The organism is Idiomarina sp., assembly GCF_019431395.1.
GTDB lineage: Bacteria > Pseudomonadota > Gammaproteobacteria > Enterobacterales > Alteromonadaceae > Idiomarina.
Genome location: NZ_CP080268.1, coordinates 56,765 through 75,490, shown reverse-complemented (window position 1 = coordinate 75,490; position 18,726 = coordinate 56,765). Strand labels below are relative to the sequence as shown.

At 46.1% G+C, this 18,726-nt stretch carries 20 protein-coding genes and 1 pseudogene; 12 read left to right on the top strand and 9 right to left on the bottom strand.

The window, feature by feature from the left end:
* Nucleotides 1-3 precede the first annotated feature (3 nt).
* The 5 genes from KZ771_RS00355 to KZ771_RS00335 all read right to left on the bottom strand — a co-directional run bounded on the left by KZ771_RS00355 (nucleotide 4) and on the right by KZ771_RS00335 (nucleotide 3,979).
* Nucleotides 4-906 (bottom strand): efflux RND transporter periplasmic adaptor subunit, encoded by a 903-nt coding sequence (locus KZ771_RS00355; RefSeq protein WP_286875710.1) that lies wholly within the window; start codon nucleotides 904-906, stop codon nucleotides 4-6.
* Nucleotides 903-2,150 (bottom strand): TolC family protein, encoded by a 1,248-nt coding sequence (locus KZ771_RS00350; protein ID WP_290654040.1) that lies wholly within the window; start codon nucleotides 2,148-2,150, stop codon nucleotides 903-905. The genes KZ771_RS00355 and KZ771_RS00350 overlap by 4 nt, the downstream gene beginning before the upstream one ends.
* 47 nt (nucleotides 2,151-2,197) lie before the next feature.
* Nucleotides 2,198-2,521 carry a hypothetical protein gene (locus tag KZ771_RS00345; RefSeq protein WP_006955685.1) on the bottom strand — a complete coding sequence of 108 codons (324 nt, stop codon included), beginning with the start codon at nucleotides 2,519-2,521 and terminating at the stop codon, nucleotides 2,198-2,200.
* 75 nt (nucleotides 2,522-2,596) lie between these two features.
* Nucleotides 2,597-3,100: a signal peptidase II gene (gene lspA, locus KZ771_RS00340; RefSeq protein ID WP_290571848.1), complete on the bottom strand. Its 504-nt coding sequence runs from the start codon at nucleotides 3,098-3,100 to the stop codon at nucleotides 2,597-2,599.
* Complete coding sequence (locus KZ771_RS00335; RefSeq protein WP_034818152.1) at nucleotides 3,101-3,979, bottom strand: cation transporter; 879 nt, start codon at nucleotides 3,977-3,979, stop codon at nucleotides 3,101-3,103.
* 94 nt (nucleotides 3,980-4,073) lie between these two features.
* On the opposite strand from KZ771_RS00335, the gene cadR reads away from it, so the two are divergent.
* Nucleotides 4,074-4,493 (top strand): Cd(II)/Pb(II)-responsive transcriptional regulator, encoded by a 420-nt coding sequence (cadR, locus tag KZ771_RS00330; RefSeq protein WP_011234874.1) that lies wholly within the window; start codon nucleotides 4,074-4,076, stop codon nucleotides 4,491-4,493.
* Nucleotides 4,494-4,679: 186 nt separating this feature from the next.
* Here the strand turns inward: cadR and KZ771_RS00325 are convergent, their stop codons facing one another.
* On the bottom strand, nucleotides 4,680-4,865 hold the full coding sequence (locus KZ771_RS00325) for a hypothetical protein (protein WP_006956204.1): 186 nt from the start codon (nucleotides 4,863-4,865) through the stop codon (nucleotides 4,680-4,682).
* A gap of 211 nt (nucleotides 4,866-5,076) precedes the next feature.
* Here KZ771_RS00325 and KZ771_RS00320 point away from each other — a divergent pair, with 211 nt between their 5' ends.
* The 6 genes from KZ771_RS00320 (at nucleotide 5,077) to KZ771_RS00295 (ending at nucleotide 12,921) form a co-directional block, all read left to right on the top strand.
* The gene (locus KZ771_RS00320) at nucleotides 5,077-6,327 is read left to right on the top strand and encodes a TolC family protein (RefSeq protein WP_290654039.1); all 1,251 of its coding nucleotides are present in this window, start codon (nucleotides 5,077-5,079) and stop codon (nucleotides 6,325-6,327) included.
* Between the two features lie 3 nt (nucleotides 6,328-6,330).
* Complete coding sequence (locus KZ771_RS00315; RefSeq protein ID WP_290654038.1) at nucleotides 6,331-7,476, top strand: efflux RND transporter periplasmic adaptor subunit; 1,146 nt, start codon at nucleotides 6,331-6,333, stop codon at nucleotides 7,474-7,476.
* Between the two features lie 11 nt (nucleotides 7,477-7,487).
* Complete coding sequence (locus KZ771_RS00310; protein ID WP_290654037.1) at nucleotides 7,488-10,685, top strand: CusA/CzcA family heavy metal efflux RND transporter; 3,198 nt, start codon at nucleotides 7,488-7,490, stop codon at nucleotides 10,683-10,685.
* Nucleotides 10,686-10,747: 62 nt separating this feature from the next.
* Nucleotides 10,748-11,635, top strand: a complete 888-nt coding sequence (locus KZ771_RS00305) for a cation diffusion facilitator family transporter (protein ID WP_290654036.1) — start codon at nucleotides 10,748-10,750, stop codon at nucleotides 11,633-11,635.
* Nucleotides 11,636-11,934: 299 nt separating this feature from the next.
* A complete protein-coding gene (locus KZ771_RS00300; protein ID WP_034734464.1) occupies nucleotides 11,935-12,570 on the top strand; it encodes a cation diffusion facilitator family transporter in 636 nt (211 codons plus the stop codon).
* A 15-nt stretch (nucleotides 12,571-12,585) separates the two neighbouring features.
* Complete coding sequence (locus KZ771_RS00295) at nucleotides 12,586-12,921, top strand: YnfA family protein (protein ID WP_290654035.1); 336 nt, start codon at nucleotides 12,586-12,588, stop codon at nucleotides 12,919-12,921.
* Between the two features lie 51 nt (nucleotides 12,922-12,972).
* On the opposite strand, the gene merR is transcribed toward KZ771_RS00295, so the two are convergent.
* A complete protein-coding gene (merR, locus tag KZ771_RS00290; protein ID WP_011234880.1) occupies nucleotides 12,973-13,416 on the bottom strand; it encodes an Hg(II)-responsive transcriptional regulator in 444 nt (147 codons plus the stop codon).
* Between the two features lie 74 nt (nucleotides 13,417-13,490).
* On the opposite strand from merR, the gene merT reads away from it, so the two are divergent.
* From merT to merA, 3 genes are read left to right on the top strand one after another with little or no spacing between them, the layout of a single operon-like run.
* Nucleotides 13,491-13,841 (top strand): mercuric ion transporter MerT, encoded by a 351-nt coding sequence (gene merT, locus KZ771_RS00285; RefSeq protein ID WP_011234881.1) that lies wholly within the window; start codon nucleotides 13,491-13,493, stop codon nucleotides 13,839-13,841.
* 13 nt (nucleotides 13,842-13,854) lie between these two features.
* Entirely contained in the window at nucleotides 13,855-14,154 is a 300-nt protein-coding gene (merP, locus tag KZ771_RS00280) for a mercury resistance system periplasmic binding protein MerP (RefSeq protein ID WP_365996494.1), read from the top strand.
* A 55-nt stretch (nucleotides 14,155-14,209) separates the two neighbouring features.
* Nucleotides 14,210-15,613: a mercury(II) reductase gene (merA, locus tag KZ771_RS00275; protein ID WP_290654034.1), complete on the top strand. Its 1,404-nt coding sequence runs from the start codon at nucleotides 14,210-14,212 to the stop codon at nucleotides 15,611-15,613.
* A 481-nt stretch (nucleotides 15,614-16,094) separates the two neighbouring features.
* Here merA and KZ771_RS00270 read toward each other — a convergent pair whose 3' ends face one another.
* Both KZ771_RS00270 and KZ771_RS00265 read right to left on the bottom strand, forming a co-directional pair.
* A complete protein-coding gene (locus KZ771_RS00270; RefSeq protein WP_290569116.1) occupies nucleotides 16,095-17,006 on the bottom strand; it encodes an ATP-binding protein in 912 nt (303 codons plus the stop codon).
* A 25-nt stretch (nucleotides 17,007-17,031) separates the two neighbouring features.
* Nucleotides 17,032-17,676, bottom strand: a pseudogene (locus KZ771_RS00265) (IS3 family transposase); the annotation flags it as partial.
* A gap of 40 nt (nucleotides 17,677-17,716) precedes the next feature.
* Between KZ771_RS00265 and KZ771_RS00260 the strand changes: the two are divergent.
* Together KZ771_RS00260 and KZ771_RS00255 are read left to right on the top strand one after the other, a co-directional pair.
* Nucleotides 17,717-17,977: a diguanylate cyclase gene (locus KZ771_RS00260; RefSeq protein ID WP_290569121.1), complete on the top strand. Its 261-nt coding sequence runs from the start codon at nucleotides 17,717-17,719 to the stop codon at nucleotides 17,975-17,977.
* 95 nt (nucleotides 17,978-18,072) lie between these two features.
* Nucleotides 18,073-18,708: a TetR/AcrR family transcriptional regulator gene (locus KZ771_RS00255; protein ID WP_290654033.1), complete on the top strand. Its 636-nt coding sequence runs from the start codon at nucleotides 18,073-18,075 to the stop codon at nucleotides 18,706-18,708.
* Nucleotides 18,709-18,726 lie beyond the last annotated feature (18 nt).

The window sequence follows — 18,726 nt, the reverse complement described above, 5'->3', positions numbered from 1 at the left end:
TCCCTAATCGCTGTGGCCTGCGCCTTGTTTTAGAATGTCAGCCTTTATCAAGTAGCTGTTTTCAACGACATAACTTTCGCCATTCTCAATACCCGATAACACCTCGGTGTATTCACCGTCAGTTCGGCCTAACTCAACTTCCCTGGCTTCGAAACGATTACCCTCTTTAATAAAAACAACGGGGTTATCGTCTAAACGTTGAACAGCATCATTGTTTATCGCCAAGCTCGCGTTAAAGCTGTCTGTAACGACATCCGCTTTTACGTGCATTCCCGGTCGCCAATGCCCCGACTGATTGGGCAACTCGATACGTGCGCGTGCAATATGTCCGCCAGTCATTTGTGGCGAGATATAAGACACAGTTCCTTCGACGGTTTTATGATGATGCAAGTCGTACACATAGGTCGTTTGCTCTTCTGCTAACGACTCAATGTTCTCCGGGAACGCTGAAAGCTCTACCCAGACCGATGATGGATCCAGGACTTCAAATAATGGCTTTTGCTCAACCACTTCACCAACATTGGTAAAACGTGCAGTTACCTCTCCGCTAATTGGGCTGATGACTTCAAATGCCGTGCCTGTCGTAACATTCTCAACAACAGCCAGAGTTTGCCCGGCTTTTATGGCATCGCCGATATTGGCCTTTAGTGACGTAACAATACCTTTGTACTTCGCTCCGATATGCACAATATTGTTATTATTGGGGGCTATTACACCGAAAATTGTTTGCTTTACTCGAATGCTTTGAGCGCTCGCTGTTGCCAACGTTAATTTCGCGTTTTCTATTGCTGCATCACTTAAATTGGTATGGGGTGCTTCATGCTCTTCGTGTTCTTTCTCATAAGCCAATGCGGGCAGTGAAAAACTGGCAATGCAGATAATTGTAATCAATGTGTTGAGTTTCATTGTTGTACTCCTAAAAACGGCTGTCCGGTCATGCGCTCTAATTCGATGATGTCGCTGTAAATCGCATGTTTCCGAGAAACTTTTTCGTACTCGAGTTTGGCTAACTCCGTTTGCGCGTCTAACACTTGCAACAAAGAATGCGTTCCGCGTGCGTAACCCTGTTGAGTCTGTTCAAGTAATTGCTCAGATAATGGCATCAGTCGCTGATTTATCTTTTGCAGATAACTTTGGTGAGTTTGCAAACTGTGCACTAGCGATAAAGCCAGTGATTTTAGTTGCTGCCGAACCTGTTTTTGCTGCGCCAGGTTAGACTGATGCAGTAATCGGCTTTGTTTTATGCGACCGACGTTAGGGTCAGTGAACTGCAATGGCATCGATGCCTGGACGATTAAACCTACATCATCGAACTCATTATTGTAGCGAGCCCCGACACCAACGGTAATATCCGACTTTGAGTCCGCTGCTAACGCTCTGGCTTGCGCTTGTAGAAGTTGCTCAGAGTCCAGTAAACGCAAATACTCCGGCGCCCGATTAACAGCCGATAACACGTTGGCTTTTTCCGGGAGGCTTAGCGGAAAAGTAAAGTCTCCAGAGACCCGCTTAAAGTTGAGCTCGCCTGCCCACATTGAAGCCAGTTCAGCTTGTTGCTTTTTCAGTTTACCGTTCAACTCGTCAGAGAAAGCGTATTGGCGCTCTAACTGTAATTTAATGCGAATAACCTCGGATTTAGGCACCGCGCCAGCTTCTACACGCTCCTGTGCCACTTTTATCAGTCGCTCAGTTCGCTGAATTTGACGCTCGCTGGTATGCGCGACTTGCTGAAGTTTTAAAATGTCATAGAAACGCTGTGTGGTTTCTGCCAAAACCTCAATTTGACGATACTCAAACTCTGCTCGCTGAGCTTTCTCTTTTTCGGTTGCAGCTTCAACGCGTAACTGCCGTTTGTCCCCTAACTCTATGAGCTGAGAAAAGGATACGGTCAATTGTGAGTTACTGATACCTTCTAGCCGTCCTGAGCCGGCAAAGTTTTCTATTTCCGCAGATACCCTTGGGTTCGCTGAAAACTCAGCCTGCTCTATCAGTGCTCCTGCAGCTCGTATTTTATAATCATACTCCAGTAACTCAGGGTTATTCTTGATCGTTTTTTGTAACGCTTCTTTCAGCGTTAAATCTGTCGTCGCAGCCGTCGCCACAGGCACTAGCGCACCTAAGCAAAAGGCTGCCACGAAGTATAAATACTTCATGTTGCTTCTCCATTAACTTATAGGTTTTAAAAAGTCTAAGTTAACGGTTACGCGTTTGGTGGAGGTACAGGGGGTTGGTGAGTCAGGCTTTGGTCAAAACCTACCGAGTTTGAGTTGGGTGCCAAAATAACAGGCACGGCTGAAATTAAGAGGTTATAACCAGTAATGCAACTAATATGAGGTTGTGTTTGTTGTTTACTATCATATATTGATTTATTTAAGTCTTGATTTTCACGCTCAATTTCTAAGACTAAGTCATACGCAACTCCTGCACTCTTTATTGAAGACTGACTGAAAGTACCAGCCACAGGAGCACAGGCAAAAGAGCTATGAATGAGCACAGTCAGTATTAAAAACCAAGATATTTTCATTCAATTACCCTACTCAATATAAATTCCTAATCCATCCAAAATAAGCTCGGCCATATTAATTATTATACTTACTATTTACTTAGAACCCGGTAGATTCGGTATCATTGAGACCTGCAAGTTGCTTAACAGTAATAGGATAACTCCTAGGGTAATTGCAATATCGGCAATATTAAAAACTGGCAATTGCCACGTTTGCCAACCTAGATGAAAGGAGTCGACAACATAGCCACGAAACAGTCGGTCAATGAGGTTCCCAACCGCCCCCCCAAGAATCAGCCCGTAACTAATGCCATCCCGTTTACTTACTTTATTAAAGATCAACCTCGTTAAAGCCACAGACATTAGCAGAGCAACCCCAATAAAAAAATAGCGCTGCCAACCTCCACCATTTGAAAGCAGGCCAAATGCCGCACCAGTGTTCCAAGTGTGTACCCAATTGAAAAAAGGGGTCAATGAAATCGAATCACCGTAAGCTATTGATTGCTGCGTCTGCCACTTGAACACTTGGTCAAGGACTACAGTTAAACCAGAAATTAACAGAGAAATATAGGGCGAAAATCCTTTATCAACGCAGGACATTCAGTTCCCCTTCAGTGCAAAAATGCGTCTTGACCCGTTAAGCACGATTAAACCTGCTATGCTACCTATAATAAGATCTGGGTAATTCGACCCGGTCAACGCAACGAGGATGCCAGCGATGATTACGCCAAGGTTAATCACTACATCATTAGCTGAAAAAATCCAACTTGCTTTCATATGCGCACCACCTCCTCTATGTTTGGAGATAAGTAGAAGACAGATGGTATTGCCAATCAACGCGACAAATGCAATCCCCATCATCGCAAGTGACTCAGGTTCACTCCCGAATACGAAGCGTCTCACAACTTCTGCAAGTACACCCAGAGCCAAAACCAGTTGTAGTACGCCAGCTAGGTGCGCAGCACGTATTTGCATATTAACACTACGCGCTACGGCATAAAGAGAAAGCCCGTAAACTGCCGCATCGGCAAAATTATCTAAAGATTCCCCAATCAAACCAGCAGACTGCCAAAGCAGTCCGGCAGTCATTTCCACCAAGAACAGAAGAGTATTGATGGTGAGCAACCAACACAAGGTGCGGGACTCCTGCTTATCCGAACTTGCCGAAAACTCCTCAGCTTTGATTGCCTCGGAGTCCGCAGCAGTGTCTCTTTCAAGCGAGGCACCCAAACCTAGAGTCTCTAATTTAGAAGTAATAAAGGCTGTCTCACCATCATGTAATACCTTCAGCCGACGGTTTGACAAGTCGAAGGATAATGAATGAATTTCCTCAAACCCATTCAGTGCCAAGCGAATCATTCGTTCTTCTGATGGGCAATCCATTTTTGCTACAGAGTAAACGATGAGCCGTTTACCTGACTCTTCGTAGGCATTTTTTGAGTCGCCATTTGTTCGAACCGTATCAAAGGAACTAGCCATCGTATTACTTACCTTAAATATATAGTTTCACAATTAAAAACTATAAAGTTACTATAAGGTCAAGAAATTACTTAACTAGATAGGAAATTTTCTTATGCGTATTGGTCAACTAGCAGACTTATTAGGAATTCAAACCCAGACAATAAGGTTCTATGAAAAAAAGGGTTTGTTACCTTTACCAGCTCGTAGTTATAACGGATATCGAGTATACACTGAAAAACATTACAAAAGACTTAAGTTTGTATGTAGCTGCAGAGCTATAGGCCTTTCATTATCTGAAACCCGCAGATTACAAGATTATCAAGACAATCCACATCAACCTTGCTCAGCCGTTAATACCCTGATTGATGAACACATAATGCACATACGCTCTCAAATTACTTCTTTGCAAGATCTTGAGAAGCAACTCACTTCAATTAGAACAAGTTGTACTGGCCAAAGCAAAGTTATTGCGTGTACAGTTCTTAATAAAATTGATGAAATAGAATCTGTTAGTTGTAACCGAGACGTCTAAATTTCCGGAGGTTACACAACGTACTTACACAATTTTTTAAGGTTGTCCAGCGGAGCTTCGTTAGGCTACTGAGTGTCTAGTGAACTAGTGGCGATTCAGAATGCACTAGTTGATAACTATTTTTAATTAATGTACCGTTAAGCTGCTTATTTAGAACTGTAGGTAATGATGCTTAGACTCGGATTTTTAATACTGGTGCTTGTTGCTGTTCTGACTCAAATCAGTCAGGCGGTTGCTGATGTGCATCAATCTCACCAATCCTCTTCTGAGCAACACCTCAATTTTGAGCATGACGAATCCCACATCGATAAGCGCAATCTCCCTAAAAGTGGCGAAATCAGCTTTGACTACCATCATTGCTGTCACTGCCATGGTTCATTTCATTTATATGCCATGAAGGCTGAAAAAACTCTCGCGTTACCACGAATGGGCACAATACGTCTTGGGTATACTGAGTTTTACACTAACCCACTATCATCGCCGCTGTTCCGGCCTCCCATCTCCTCATAGCTGCCTAATACGCTGCTTTAGCAGCGCAACTAAATCATTATTTTACGCAGTAATATGACTGAGGAGTCTATCTATGGGTCCGTTTTCGACACATAGCAAACGCTTGTTTGTTGCCGTAAGTCTGGCAATAAGTTCAAGCTACGCCAATGCACAACAGTTGCCCGAGCAATGGCAAAAAACTGTGCAGCAACACCCCAGTGTTGAAGCCGCTCAACAGCAGGCTGAAGCGCTGATCCAACAGGGCAAACAATTAAATCAGCCTTTGTACAACCCTAGCTTATCGTCACGCTTAGAGCGCGAGGGTGACATCAATAATTACGCTGTTGGTCTAAGCCAGACGCTGGACTGGAGCACTCGCAATGAAGCAAGGGCCAGTCAGAGTGACGCCATGACGGCTATGGCAGTGAGTATTTATCGCCAGTCGGCGACATCGCATGCTAAAACTTTGTTGAATGCCTATGTGCAATGGCTGGACGCAAAACAGCGTTACGCACTGGCCAAGCAGCAAGAGAAAATCGTTAAACAGGCGATAAGCCTGGTTGCCGAACGACGTAAAGCCGGTGACTTAGGTGCCGTCGACGAACAACTGACGGTACTCGCGCTAAGTCGGCAACTGCAACAAACGGCAGCGGCTTATCAACAACTGCAATCCGCTGAAGCAGAGTTAAACGCTCTGCTAACAACGTCTGATGTCGGTCAACTCTCCATTAATGAGGAGCTATTTAACGTTGAACCTGCGTTAACGGCTCGTTGGCAACAACATCCAGCGTTAAAAGCCGCTTACCTGCAATGGCAATTAAAGCGCGCCGATGTCGACTGGAAACGCTCGTTAACCACCGCCAACCCAACCGTAGGCGTCGAAGCGGGCGAGAGCGATAACGAAACAGTAATTGGCTTATCATTCAGCATTCCACTACAGGTTCGCAATAACTACAGCGATGCGGTGCGCGCAGCCAATAGCGAAGCTGTTGCTGAAGAAAAACGTTTGATTGCACTAAGGCAACAATGGCAAGCAGCACTGAAATCGTCTCTTAACAATTATCGTTTTGTGAAAAAACAGTGGCAAAGCTGGCAAAGAGACTTTCAATCTCGGCAGGATGAGTCGATGCAGGTGATTGAGCAGTCCTGGCTCGCCGGTGACCTATCCACCACAGACTACCTCACCGCTGTGCAACAGCAGCTCGATAGCCAATTTGCAGGGATAGCGCTGCAAACACAATATCGGTTGGCCGCCATTGAATGGTTGTACCGTTCGGGCGAACTCAGTAAAGCACTGACGTTATCGCCGTTAAGCCAGCCAACAAACGCAGAGATTGGAGAGTAAACGATGTCAGTAAAACCTTTATACGCAGCAATAGCACTTGCGCTGAGCTTTTCGGTTATGGCGCAGGATGAACACGGACACGACGAAAAAGAAGATACCCACAAGGAAGAAGGCAAACACGAGCAAGGTGAACATAAGGAAAGCTCAGGCGTGGAGCTATCCAGCAAGCAGCTATCCATGGCAGATATCACCACGCGAACCTTGCAAACTCAAGTCATTGAATATCCGGTTTATGCCCCGGGCGAGGTGGTTGCTAACGACTTTAATAGCTATATCGTGAGTCCGCGCATCGATTCGACCGTGCTCAAACGTTTTGTCAGTATTGGCGACCACGTCGAAAAAGGTGAACCACTAGCCACCCTCTTCAGCGCGATCATGGCGGAGGCGCAAAGTCAGTATTTGGTCACACTTAACGAATGGCAACGCGTGCAGTCGCTCGGTGAGTCAACGGTGGGTGAAAAACGCTTTGTCGAAGCGAAAAACGCCTTTACCTCAGCGCAAGCGCAACTCAAAGCATTTGGTATGTCAGCCAGTGATATTAAGCATTTAAGTAAACCTGACTACCCTATCGGCGAATACCAACTGACCTCAGAACTTGACGGGATTGTGGTTAGCGATAACTTCAAGCAGGGTCAGCAAGTTAATGCCGGTAATCACTTGGTTGAAGTGCTGCAAGAAGAAACCTTGTGGGTTAATGCTCGTCTACCAGGCTCAGCTGACCTTAATGTGCAGTTTGGTGATCCTGTTACAGTGAGTGTCGACAATCAGCGCTTTGCGGCAAAAGTCATTCAGGAAGGCCACACAATAGACCATAAAACCCGCACCCGAACGGTACGACTTGCGGTAAATAACGAAAAGGACCAATTACATCCTGGTTTATTTGCGGATGTTTATTTCTCAGTCAAGTCGGATGGTCCGGTGCTTGCAGTTAAGGACTCAGCCTTGATGCGGGCGCCTGATGGTGACTGGCAGATATTCATTGAGCACGAACCCGGAAAATTTGAACCGAAGAAAGTCGAGTTGGTTGATGAAAAGGGTCCGTGGAAAGTTATTCGAGGCGTTAAGGAAGGCACAGAATACGTAGACAACGGCGCGTTTTTCGTTCGCTCTCAAATCGCTAAAGGCGGTTTTGACCCACATAACCACTAACAGGAGGTTGTATGTTTCAGCGCATTATTCAGTTTGCTGTCGCTAATCGCCTGTTATTGGTATTGGCTTTATTCAGCATCAGCATTGCGTCATTTTTTGTTATTCCCAAACTTAATCTGGATGCCTTCCCCGATGTTACCAACGTTCAGGTAACGGTAAATACGGAGGCCCCCGGGTTAGCAGCGACCGAAGTCGAGCAGCTGATTACCTATCCGATAGAGTCGGTGATGTATGCTCTGCCCGACGTCAAAGAGGTTCGGTCAATCTCAAAAACAGGTTTATCGGGCATTACCGTCGTGTTTGACGAGAGTGTCGATATCTACTTTGCCCGGCAACTGGTGTTTGAACGACTGCAGGCGGCAAAGGAGCTGATACCCGAAGGCGTAGGTACACCCGAAATGGGTCCTAACTCTTCCGGCCTCGGCCAGGTTTATCAGTATCTGCTACTTGCCGAACCGGGCTCCGGTGTCAGCAGTATGGAGCTACGCAGTCTTAACGACTATGTGGTTAAACTGCTACTAATGCCCGTTGAGGGGATTACCGAAGTCTTGTCCTTTGGCGGTAAGGTTAAGCAATATCAGGTTAACCTCAATCCCGCTAAGCTGTTGTCTTACGACCTTACCCAGCAAGACGTAATGGGCGCGGTCAACAAGAATAACGGTAACGTTGGTGGTTGGTATATGCCCCGCGGTCAGGAGCAGTTGGTTATTCGCGGCACCGGTTGGTTGGATAGCGGTAAAAAAGGCCTGCAACAAATACGACAAATACCGCTCAAAACCGTTGACGGCGTTTCCGTAACACTGGGCCAGGTTGCCGACGTCGAAATCGGTAGTGAAATTCGCCAGGGGGCGGTCTCAATGTCGCGTAAAGTCGACGGCGAGGTCAACCAGCTGGGCGAAGTGGTATCGGGTATTGTGCTCAAACGCATGGGCTCGAATACCAAAGCCACTATCGACGGTATTAAAAAGCGCATTCCGCTTATTCAGCAAGCATTACCCGAGGGTGTCACCTTTGAGCCGTATTATGATCAGGCCGATTTAATACAAAAAGCCGTATCTACGGTCGCGTATTCACTGCTCATTGCCTTTGTCTTTATTATCGCAGTATTAGCACTGTTTTTGCTCAACATACGCGCTACTTTTTTAGTGTTACTGTCCATTCCCGTTTCTATCGCCATTGCCCTGATGGTAATGTCCGCGATGGGCATGTCAGCTAACCTGATGTCGCTGGGCGGGATTGCTGTTGCCATTGGTATGCTGGTCGACGGCTCCGTGGTGATGGTTGAAAATATCTTTAAGCACTTAAGTCGTCCGGATAGTGAACACCAAGACGACGCCGAGCAACGCACAGAGCACCGCGACCCAGATCCTCAGGCAGCCAAACTCGATAGCCATGGTATCAAGCTGCGAGTTAAGGAAGCGGCGAACGAAGTGGCACGACCGGTATTCTTTGCCGCCATGATTATCTTGGTGGTCTTTATGCCACTGTTTAGTTTTCAGGGTGTTGAAGCTAAATTATTTGAGCCCATGGCTATCAGTATTATGTTGGCCATTATCTCCGCGGTTTTTGTGGCCATCATGGTTGTACCGGCATTAGCCAGTTACTTTTTCAGTCGGGGTATTAAGCCTCGTGAAAATAAACTGCTTAAACCACTAGATAATGGTTATAAAAGACTATTATCGGTGGCGTTACGCAGTAAAAAGGCTGTTATTACCCTGGCCGGTGTGCTGTTTGTCGGCGCTTTGGTGTTAGTGCCTCGTCTCGGCACAGAATTTGCGCCCGAATTGGAAGAAGGCACGATTAATATTCGCGTGACATTAGCCCCCTCCTCTAACCTTGAAACGGCCTTAGAGGTGGCTCCGAAGCTTGAAAAAATCCTGATGTCGTTCCCGGAAACCACCTACGCACTCAGCCGCATTGGACGAGCTGAAGTGGGCGGTGATCCAGAGCCTATCAGCAACATCGAGATATATGTGGGCCTTAAGCCGCAATCCGAATGGACAACGGCATCCGATCGCTACGCCTTACAAGAAAAAATGGAGGCAAAACTAGATGCTCACCCAGGCTTGTTGTTTAATTTTTCACAACCTATTGCAACACGGGTTGATGAACTGCTCTCAGGTGTAAAATCGCAGCTAGCCATCAAACTATTTGGACCCGAGCTTGACGTGTTGGCCCGTAAAGGCCAGGAAATAGAAGGTGCCGTCAAGCAAGTTGACGGGGCGGTTGCTGTAGCGATGGAGCAAATAAAAGGTGAAGCACAACTCGTGGTTTCGCCGAAACGCCAGCAACTCTCACGCTACGGCTTAAATGTCACCGATGTACTGAGCGTTGTCGACAATGGCTTGGGTGGCGCTTCGGCAGGCCAGATCATTCGCGGTAATGAGCGCTATGATATTTACGTGCGGCTGGCCAAGCAATTCCGCGATACGCCGGAGTCTATTCGTTCGTTACGCCTGTTAACTCCCTCAGGGGCCTGGGTAACCTTAGGCGAAGTCGCCAACGTTGCAATTGAATCAGGACCACCGCAAATCCGTCGTGATGATGTACAGCGTCGCGTTGTAATTCAATCGAACGTTCAGGGTCGTGACATGGGTAGCGTGGTTGCCGATATTAGGAAGGCGATTGACGAGAAGGTGGATTTACCAACCGGTTACTCAGTCGATATTGGTGGCCAGTTCGAAAGTCAACAACGAGCACAGGAGCGCTTGTCCATTGTCGTTCCCATATCGCTGGCACTCATCGCCCTGCTGCTTTATTTTGCTTTCGGCACCATGGGTCAAGCCATGTTGATTTTGGTGAATGTACCATTGGCAGTCATCGGCGGTATTGTGGCACTCTATGTGTCAGGACAGTACTTATCGGTGCCCAGCGCCGTGGGTTTCATCACACTGTTTGGTGTGGCGGTACTAAACGGTGTGGTTCTGGTCGAGAGTATTAACCAGAGAATAACCGATGGGCATGCGGTTAATGATGCCGTGTTTGATGGCGCGTGGTCGCGACTACGCCCGGTATTAATGACAGCAATAACCTCAGCGTTAGGACTCATTCCCATGCTGTTTGCAACCGGTGCAGGGGCTGAAATTCAACGCCCACTGGCTACCGTCATTGTTGGTGGTTTGGTATCAGCTACTCTGCTGACATTGGTTATCTTACCCGTGCTCTATCCTTGGTTTTCGAAACAAAAAATTAAGGATCTGAGCCGTTAGGGTTCAATAGCATTTAAGGGGGCGGTTATTGTCGCCCCCTTTTATTAAAAGAGGAACGTATTATGGGACATCACCATAACCATGATCACTCAAAGGACATGCCGTCCAACCGATTAGGTTGGGCATTCCTGCTTAACTTTGTTTTTACCATTATTGAGTTCATTGGTGGTTTTCTTACCAACAGTACCGCCATTTTAGCTGATGCCGTTCATGATCTTGGCGATAGCCTGTCGTTAGGTCTCGCGTGGATACTAAATAAACTTGGCAAAAAACAGGCTAACCAACACTTTACCTACGGTTATAAAAGACTGAATCTTGCCGGTGCATTTATTAATGCCGTTGTGTTAATCGCAGGCTCTGCCTGGGTACTTGTGGAAGCAATTCCCAGACTCTGGAACCCTCAGATGCCCGTCGCTGATGGCATGATTGCTTTAGCCGTCGTTGGCATTACAGTTAATGGATTTGCTGCTTACAAATTGTCAGAGGGCAAAACGTTAAACGAACGCGTTATTAACTGGCACTTGCTGGAGGATGTTTTCGGCTGGGTTGCTGTACTTATCGTTGGTCTTGTTTTGCTGTTCGTAGACTGGCCGATTCTCGACCCTATATTGTCGATTGGCTTTACTCTATTTATTTTAGTGAATGTACTACGCAACCTGTGGGCAACACTGAAACTCTTCATACAGGCCACGCCAGACAAAAAAACCTACAAACAAGTCGCGGACGCTTTACTGGAGCTACCTCATGTCGCTGACCTACACCATCTGCATTTTTGGTCACTAGATGGCGAGGAGCATGTATTAACCGTTCATTTGGTGTTATCTAAAAACCTTGATATCGAGGCCCGTAGCGATTTAAAACAGCGCATCGATGACGTCCTTGCGCCCTATGCTTTAAGCCATACAACGGTAGAACTAGAAGATCCTGATGAAGCCTGTAGGGACAACTGATAATGAGTGCATTATTTTTGTTCAAGACGAGCCAGTAATACACCAGATGTGCGCATGAAATTGATGCTCGATATCATATTCTCCAAACACAACATCGACACTTTGGTGACCCGAGTCTTAAATATGGAAAGAAGCAGATGCAGAGGTAAAAAAGCTGTGTGTTAATAAGACCAATATGAGCAACCAATATATTTTCGTAACGGCCACTTTATCTAATAATCCACCATAAAACCAGCGCTGAAACTCGTGTTAACGTGTGATAAACTGTAGGTATATCGAAATCGTTTTAGGTTGTTCCAATGTCATCATGTTGCGGAAGTTCAGCGCAAGCCGAAATGGATAACTCTCAACGCAGGTTGTTATGGACGGTTCTAGTCCTTAATGGCGTCATGTTCTTTGTTGAGTTCATTGCGGGTTGGATGGCTGAATCCAGTGGTCTTATTGCTGATTCGCTGGATATGCTTGCCGATACTTTGGTTTATGCTGTGAGCTTATACGCTGTTGGCAAAGCCATTAAATATAAAGTCAATGCCGCTATTTTAAACGGCATACTGCAAACATTATTAGCTCTGGCGGTGTTATTGGATGTCATCCTTAAACTGGCATTTGGTAGTCAGCCCGAAACCTTTGTCATGCTCTCAATAGCGGGGCTTGCATTACTGGTAAACATCGTTTGCTTTGCCCTTCTATATCGCTCCCGAAACGGCGATATTAACATTCGCGCCAGCTGGATTTGTTCACGCAATGACATGATCATGAATGTCGGTGTTATTGTCTCTGCGATGCTCGTCGCCCAGCTCCATGCGGCATGGCCTGACTTACTCATCGCAACTGTCATAGCCATCATTGTACTGCACTCTGCTATTCGCATCATCAAAGACGCGATAGCTGTAAAGACAGGTGAAAAAGACGATATTTCTGGGTGTTGCGGGTAATCACCAGGATTCGTAATGAGCTCAATATTTTTAATAAAGACACTCGGGTTATTTATCGCAACCGCAATTGCAGAAATTGTCGGTTGCTATTTACCCTACCTATGGCTCAAAGAGGGCCATTCGGTTTGGTTGCTCATTCCGGCGGCAGTGAGCTTAGCCTTATTTGCTTACTTGTTAACACTTCATCCGGCGGAAAGCGGACGCGTTTACGCAGCCTACGGCGGTATTTACGTGTTAACCGCCATAGTGTGGCTGCGAATTGTCGATAAATCGCCACTATCCAATTTCGACCTGATTGGCACGGCGTTTGTGCTAACCGGTATGGGGATTCTTGTGTATGGCTGGCGTTAGCTATAAAGCAATTCAGTTAAAGAACTCCGCTCAAAAGTTTTACTACACAGACTAACGCACCTTATGTTTGTCCGTGGTAGCGTCCTCAACCCCGTCATTAAGCGAGGCCATCAGTGGACAATAGACATCTCCGTGTCCGGCGCTGCATTTTTGCACCAGCTCATTCAACGCTCGTTCAATTTGCTGTAAGTGCGATATCTTTCGACGAACACTGGTGAGCTTTTGCTCCCCAAGCTCCCGTGCCTCATCGCAATGAGCGCCATCTTGCAGAGTTAATAGCTCACCAATTTCATCCAGACTAAATCCAAGCCATTGAGACGCGCGAATAAAATGAAGCCGAGCAAGCGCTTGTTCGTCGTAATGTCGGATCCCCCCATACGGCTTTTCCGGCTCGCTCATTAGCCCTCGGCGCTGATAATAGCGCACCGTTTCCACGCCCACGCCGGCTGTTTTGGCCAGCGTGCCAATTGTCATTACGTTGCGTTTTTTTAACATAGCTATTGCTTCCGTAGTGAGGTACGGGTTTAAGATTAACACATTAAAGCAAAATGCCCGAAGGAGTTACTCTTATGTCAAATTCAAAATCTGGTCGGGGCTCTCTTCTCGCGGGAGGGATCGCAGCGACTCTGGCATCTGCGTGTTGTCTGGGTCCCCTCATATTACTTGCACTCGGTGTATCCGGGGCCTGGATTGGGAGCCTCACAGCACTTGAGCCTTATCGACCCATTTTTATTACCATTGCATTGATTGCCATATTCTTTGCCTGGCGTCGAATATACCGGCGTGCTGATGACTGCAACCCTGATAACACCTGCGCAACGCCAAATGCTCGTAAGAGCTACAAAGTGATGTTTTGGCTCGTTGCGGTGCTTACTTTAACAGCATTGGCTTACCCCTATGTTGTTCCTTTGTTTTACTAGGAGGCAATACACGATGAAAAAAACAATGATAACAACCATTTTATTTTTACTGTTTAGCATGCCCGCATTGGCGGTTGAGAAAACGGTTACGCTATCAGTACCCGGTATGACATGCGTCACCTGCCCAATTACTGTCAAAGCTGCACTTGGCCAAGTTGCAGGTGTGAGCGCCGTCGATGTCCGTTTTGAAGAGCGGGATGCAACCGTGACATTCGACGACGCAAAGACGTCAGTTGAGGAGCTAACTGAAGCCACGACAAATGCAGGATACCCATCAACACTGAAAGCAACGGCACCAAAAAATCAGTCATGAAACATCACAATGCCTTATAGCTGCTGTAAAACTGAAAGACCAAGGAGTAACCGTTATGAGTAATAACAATTTACACATTGCTGTCATTGGTAGCGGCGGCAGTGCGATGGCTGCGGCACTCAAAGCGACCGAGGGAGGTGCCCGAGTGACGCTCATTGAGAGAGGTACTATTGGCGGAACTTGTGTCAATATTGGCTGTGTCCCGTCTAAAATCATGATCCGAGCGGCTCATATCGCCCAACTGCGGCGAGAAAGCCCTTTTGATAAAGGCTTAAGTACCCATACTCTTAAGGTAAATCGATCAGCTCTCCTCGAGCAACAACAGGCTCGGGTAGAAGAACTCCGTGAATCCAAATACCAGAGTATTCTTAGAGAGAATTCCGCCATTACCGTTATTAACGGCGAAGCCCGCTTTATAAACGATGAAACTCTTTCCGTATCACTTTGCGATGGCGGTGAGCAAACGGTTCACTTTGACCGTGCTTTTATCGGCACCGGGGCCCGACCCGCACAACCACCCATCCCCGGCTTAGCTGAAACCCCTTACCTTACTTCGACAAGCGCATTAGGGCTAAGTAACATTCCTAAGCGCCTCGCTATTATTGGAGCCTCGGTCGTTGCTCTTGAATTAGCACAGGCCTTCGCGCGTCTCGGTAGTGAAGTTACTGTTTTGGCTCGCAGTCGGGTGTTATCCCAAGACGAGCCTGCCATTGGTGAGGCAATAGCCACTGTTTTTTATCACGAAGGCATCAATGTGCTTGAGCATACAGAAGCCAGCGAAGTGCGTTACGACGGACAACACTTCATTCTCAAAACCAATGCCGGAACATTAAAAGCAGAACAACTGCTCGTGGCCACAGGCCGCACGCCCAATACGGAAAACCTCGATTTAGAAACCATCGCCGTACAAACCGAGCGCGGTGCCATAACGATTAACGATCGCATGCAAACCTCTAACTCAAGCGTATATGCGGCAGGCGACTGTACGAATCAGCCGAAGTTTGTCTATGTCGCCGCCGCAGGCGGCAGCCGAGCCGCTATTAACATGACGGGCGGTGATGCGCATCTTGATCTCAGTGCCATGCCCGAGGTTATCTTTACTGATCCACAAGTCGCCACGGTGGGTTTATCAGAAGCTGATGCTAAAACTGGTGGTTACGTCACCGAAAGCCGCACGTTGGGCCTTGAAAATGTCCCACGGGCATTGGTTAACTTCGATACCCAAGGGTTTATAAAAATTGTCGCAGAAAGTGGCAGCGGCCGGCTGCTCGGTGTTCAAGTCGTCGCAGGAGAAGCTGGTGAGTTGATTCAAGCTGCTGTAATGGCGATAAGAGCAGGAATGACAGTCAATGAGTTGGCTGATGAGCTCTTCCCATACCTTACGATGGTAGAAGGCTTAAAATTATGCGCTCAAACGTTTACTAAAGATGTTAGCCAATTATCTTGCTGCGCTGGGTGAGACAATTGATAGGGAGAAGACAAGACCAACGGCAGATCAATAAGCAGTAAAAGTACGCTTGAGAAGGGTTCGCAACTACGAGCTGCTGGCTCCTACCAAGAGCAGTAGTACATTTATAAAACAAAAGATACGGGTTCATTGCATGCAATACATCGTGAAACATTGAGAATTTTCAGACTGTTCGCGAGCAAGTACCGTCAGTAAGGCTCGGGCACCTAAATTTGTACCATTGACGACGGTATTATGCACATTGATGATCTATTTATTAAAGAAGCACACCGCCAATACGGAATTGATAATGACCTGGTAGAGACACTGCTAAATTTAGTGGATTTGAGAGGGATGGTAAGCCGAGATTTGTACAGAAATCGCCAAATTAGAGCTAACGACTTGGTAACTTAAACATTATTCTTGAAGTAAAGTTTAAATCATCAGGATCCGAACAACTCAACCTGACGGCAACTATTTCTTATCGCCTAACTTATGAATTTAACTTAGCTTCCAAAACTGTGCTTTTTGGAAGCTCTATTTGTACTGCAAATCCGGTTGGATGAATATTGTTGAATGATATTTTTCCATCGTGCAATTGTATTATCTTCGAGGTAATGGATAAACCAAGACCAGAGCCGTCGATTCCACTATGCCCTTGAAACCGATAAAACCGCTCTCCCATTCGCTGAAGCATTTCTGTGGGTACTCCGGTGCCTTGATCCATTATTTTGATAGTAATGCTTTCTGATGTTTCAACTGCATTTATTTGTATCTTGGAATCTGCGGGTGAAAATTTCATGGCGTTGGATAGAAGATTGGTCAACGCGCTTATTATCAAAGTTTCATTGCAGGCTATCTTGATTGTGGGAGCGTCGATTTGCCATTGATAATTCTCGACCGTGTTTGTGGGGAGAGCGTTGATGGCTGCAGAAACAAGCGTTTTTAGTTCAATCTCGGAGAAATCAGTAGACTTATCCAAACTATCCAGTCGATTTAAGCGCAAGAGTTGATTAACTAAATGCGACATGCGCTCTACGGCACTAAAAATGGCTTTACCGGACTGTTTGGAATCCTCCAGCGATTCAGCGTGAATAATATTTTCCGCATGTACTTGAATTGCGCTTAACGGTGTTCGTAACTCATGTGACGCATCAGCAATAAAACGCTTTTCCCTCTCTGAAAACATCTTAATTTGATGTAATAATTTATTAATTGCCTGCTTTATCGGGGTCAACTCTCTGGGCAGTTCTGACTCAATTGGTGACAGGTTGTTTAACGCTCTGGCTCTTAAATGAATGGCGAATCGATTAACCGGCTTCAGTACAAGATAAACAATAAAGAGTATTATTAAGCTTATCGGTACCCACATCAATAGTAGCGGGTACAGCTGTTCTGTAGCCAAGTAACCACTGAGCTCAATGTAGTGGTCAAGAAAAACTGGCCACCGGTTTATAGTTAATCCAGTATTTTTGCTCTGCCTGATTCGGACTCAAACCGTTATTATGCTGATGCGGCCGAAGTTGGCTGTAATACCCAATTAAATATTTCAGTATATGATTTTGTGCCTGAGTATACGAACGGTAACCATATGTTGGCATCCATTCTATCTTCAGGCTTCTGAAAAAGCGCTCCATTGGCGCATTATCCCAGCAGTTACCCCGTCGACTTAAGCTTTGCTTTATCCGGCATTTCCAGAGCGTCTGACGGAACTTCCTGCTTGTATAATGGCTACCCTGATCGCTATGAAACATAACGCCTTTAGGTCGCCCACGGCTCTCATAAGCCATTTTCAGCGCGTTGCTGGTTAACGTACTGTCTGGTGACAGCGACATTGCCCAACCAACAGGTTTACGGGCAAATAAATCAATAACAATTGCCAAATAAGCCCAGCGGTTACCTGTCCAGATGTAGGTCACATCGCCACACCAGACTTGATTCGGCGCTTCAACGTTAAATTGTCGTTCTAAATAATTCGGTATCTCAACATGTTCATCGCCTGTTTTCTTATATTTATGACCGGGTATCTGACAACTAACCAAGCCCAGTTTTTCCATCAGTCTGCCTGCACGAAAGATTGCAGAACAAGTTCGCTCAAGTGACTGTTTGTCTCGAGTGGGTGGTGAAGAGTTCGCAATTATCTTGACGAATATTCCACATCAAAACGCACAGTCGATATTAGAAAGTATTCGGCAAAAGATTGCTGGTAATGGTGTTTTATTGGCGGATGACACCGTCGTTAATGTCACCCTGTCTATAGGTGCGACCCAGCTCGCAATAGATGACGAATTTAATACAGCTTACAAAAAAGCTGATATCGCACTTTACCAGAGTAAAAAACAAGGCCGGAATATGATCACTTGGTATCTAAACTAGGCTTGTAAAGCTTCTGGAATAGGATTTCTTCGCGCTAGCCATAAATAAAACGCTTATTCTTGATTTTTATAGACGGATAGTCTATTTTTTTAAAGATGAAAGCTAATAAACAGCAAACGCGCCCTAGAGGCCGCCCTAAAAAAAGTGTAGACGGTCATAACCAAACTCGACAGCGGTTGCTGCGTGGTGGAATTGAAGCGCTAACGGAGGCTGGATATTCCAGTGTAGGATTAGACACTATTCTAAAGCGTGAAAGTATTCCAAAAGGGTCTTTTTACTATTATTTCGATAGTAAAGAAGCATTCGGCCAAGAGCTCATCGAAAGCTACAACCGTTTTTTTAAAAACAAACTAAGCAAGCACTTACTGTCACGTCCTAGCTCGGGCTTGGAGGGCTTTCATAATTTCGTTGCAGACGCAATTAGCGGTATAGAAAAGTATCAATTTCAGCGTGGTTGTTTAGTCGGTAATTTAGGGCAGGAATTGAACACCCTGCCGCCTAGCTTTAGAGTTCAGTTGGCTGATGTTTTCAAGCAATGGTGTGACTTGTTAGCGCATTACTTACGCCAAGAACAAGCCTATGGACATATTTCGCAGTCGCTAAATTGTCATCAGTATAGCGAACTATTTTGGATAGGCTGGGAAGGCGCAGTGCTCCACTGCAAGCTACAAAAAGACTCAGCCCCCATACAATCATTTGCAGATTACTTTGTCAGTACGCTCACTGAGTGAGTTTTTTTGAATTTTTAT

Coding starts and splice junctions, on each gene's coding strand:
- KZ771_RS00350 (WP_290654040.1), bottom strand. CDS start 2,150: ATGAAGTATTTATACTTCGTGGCAGCCTTTTGCTTAGGTGCGCTAGTG.
- KZ771_RS00315 (WP_290654038.1), top strand. CDS start 6,331: ATGTCAGTAAAACCTTTATACGCAGCAATAGCACTTGCGCTGAGCTTT.
- merR (WP_011234880.1), bottom strand. CDS start 13,416: ATGTTAAAAAAACGCAACGTAATGACAATTGGCACGCTGGCCAAAACA.
- KZ771_RS00325 (WP_006956204.1), bottom strand. CDS start 4,865: ATGGCAGTGACAGCAATGATGGTAGTCAAAGCTGATTTCGCCACTTTT.
- KZ771_RS00305 (WP_290654036.1), top strand. CDS start 10,748: ATGGGACATCACCATAACCATGATCACTCAAAGGACATGCCGTCCAAC.
- KZ771_RS00355 (WP_286875710.1), bottom strand. CDS start 906: ATGAAACTCAACACATTGATTACAATTATCTGCATTGCCAGTTTTTCA.
- KZ771_RS00255 (WP_290654033.1), top strand. CDS start 18,073: ATGAAAGCTAATAAACAGCAAACGCGCCCTAGAGGCCGCCCTAAAAAA.
- lspA (WP_290571848.1), bottom strand. CDS start 3,100: ATGTCCTGCGTTGATAAAGGATTTTCGCCCTATATTTCTCTGTTAATT.
- KZ771_RS00310 (WP_290654037.1), top strand. CDS start 7,488: ATGTTTCAGCGCATTATTCAGTTTGCTGTCGCTAATCGCCTGTTATTG.
- KZ771_RS00345 (WP_006955685.1), bottom strand. CDS start 2,521: ATGAAAATATCTTGGTTTTTAATACTGACTGTGCTCATTCATAGCTCT.
- KZ771_RS00295 (WP_290654035.1), top strand. CDS start 12,586: ATGAGCTCAATATTTTTAATAAAGACACTCGGGTTATTTATCGCAACC.
- merP (WP_365996494.1), top strand. CDS start 13,855: ATGAAAAAAACAATGATAACAACCATTTTATTTTTACTGTTTAGCATG.
- cadR (WP_011234874.1), top strand. CDS start 4,074: ATGCGTATTGGTCAACTAGCAGACTTATTAGGAATTCAAACCCAGACA.
- KZ771_RS00300 (WP_034734464.1), top strand. CDS start 11,935: ATGTCATCATGTTGCGGAAGTTCAGCGCAAGCCGAAATGGATAACTCT.
- merT (WP_011234881.1), top strand. CDS start 13,491: ATGTCAAATTCAAAATCTGGTCGGGGCTCTCTTCTCGCGGGAGGGATC.
- KZ771_RS00335 (WP_034818152.1), bottom strand. CDS start 3,979: ATGGCTAGTTCCTTTGATACGGTTCGAACAAATGGCGACTCAAAAAAT.
- KZ771_RS00320 (WP_290654039.1), top strand. CDS start 5,077: ATGGGTCCGTTTTCGACACATAGCAAACGCTTGTTTGTTGCCGTAAGT.
- merA (WP_290654034.1), top strand. CDS start 14,210: ATGAGTAATAACAATTTACACATTGCTGTCATTGGTAGCGGCGGCAGT.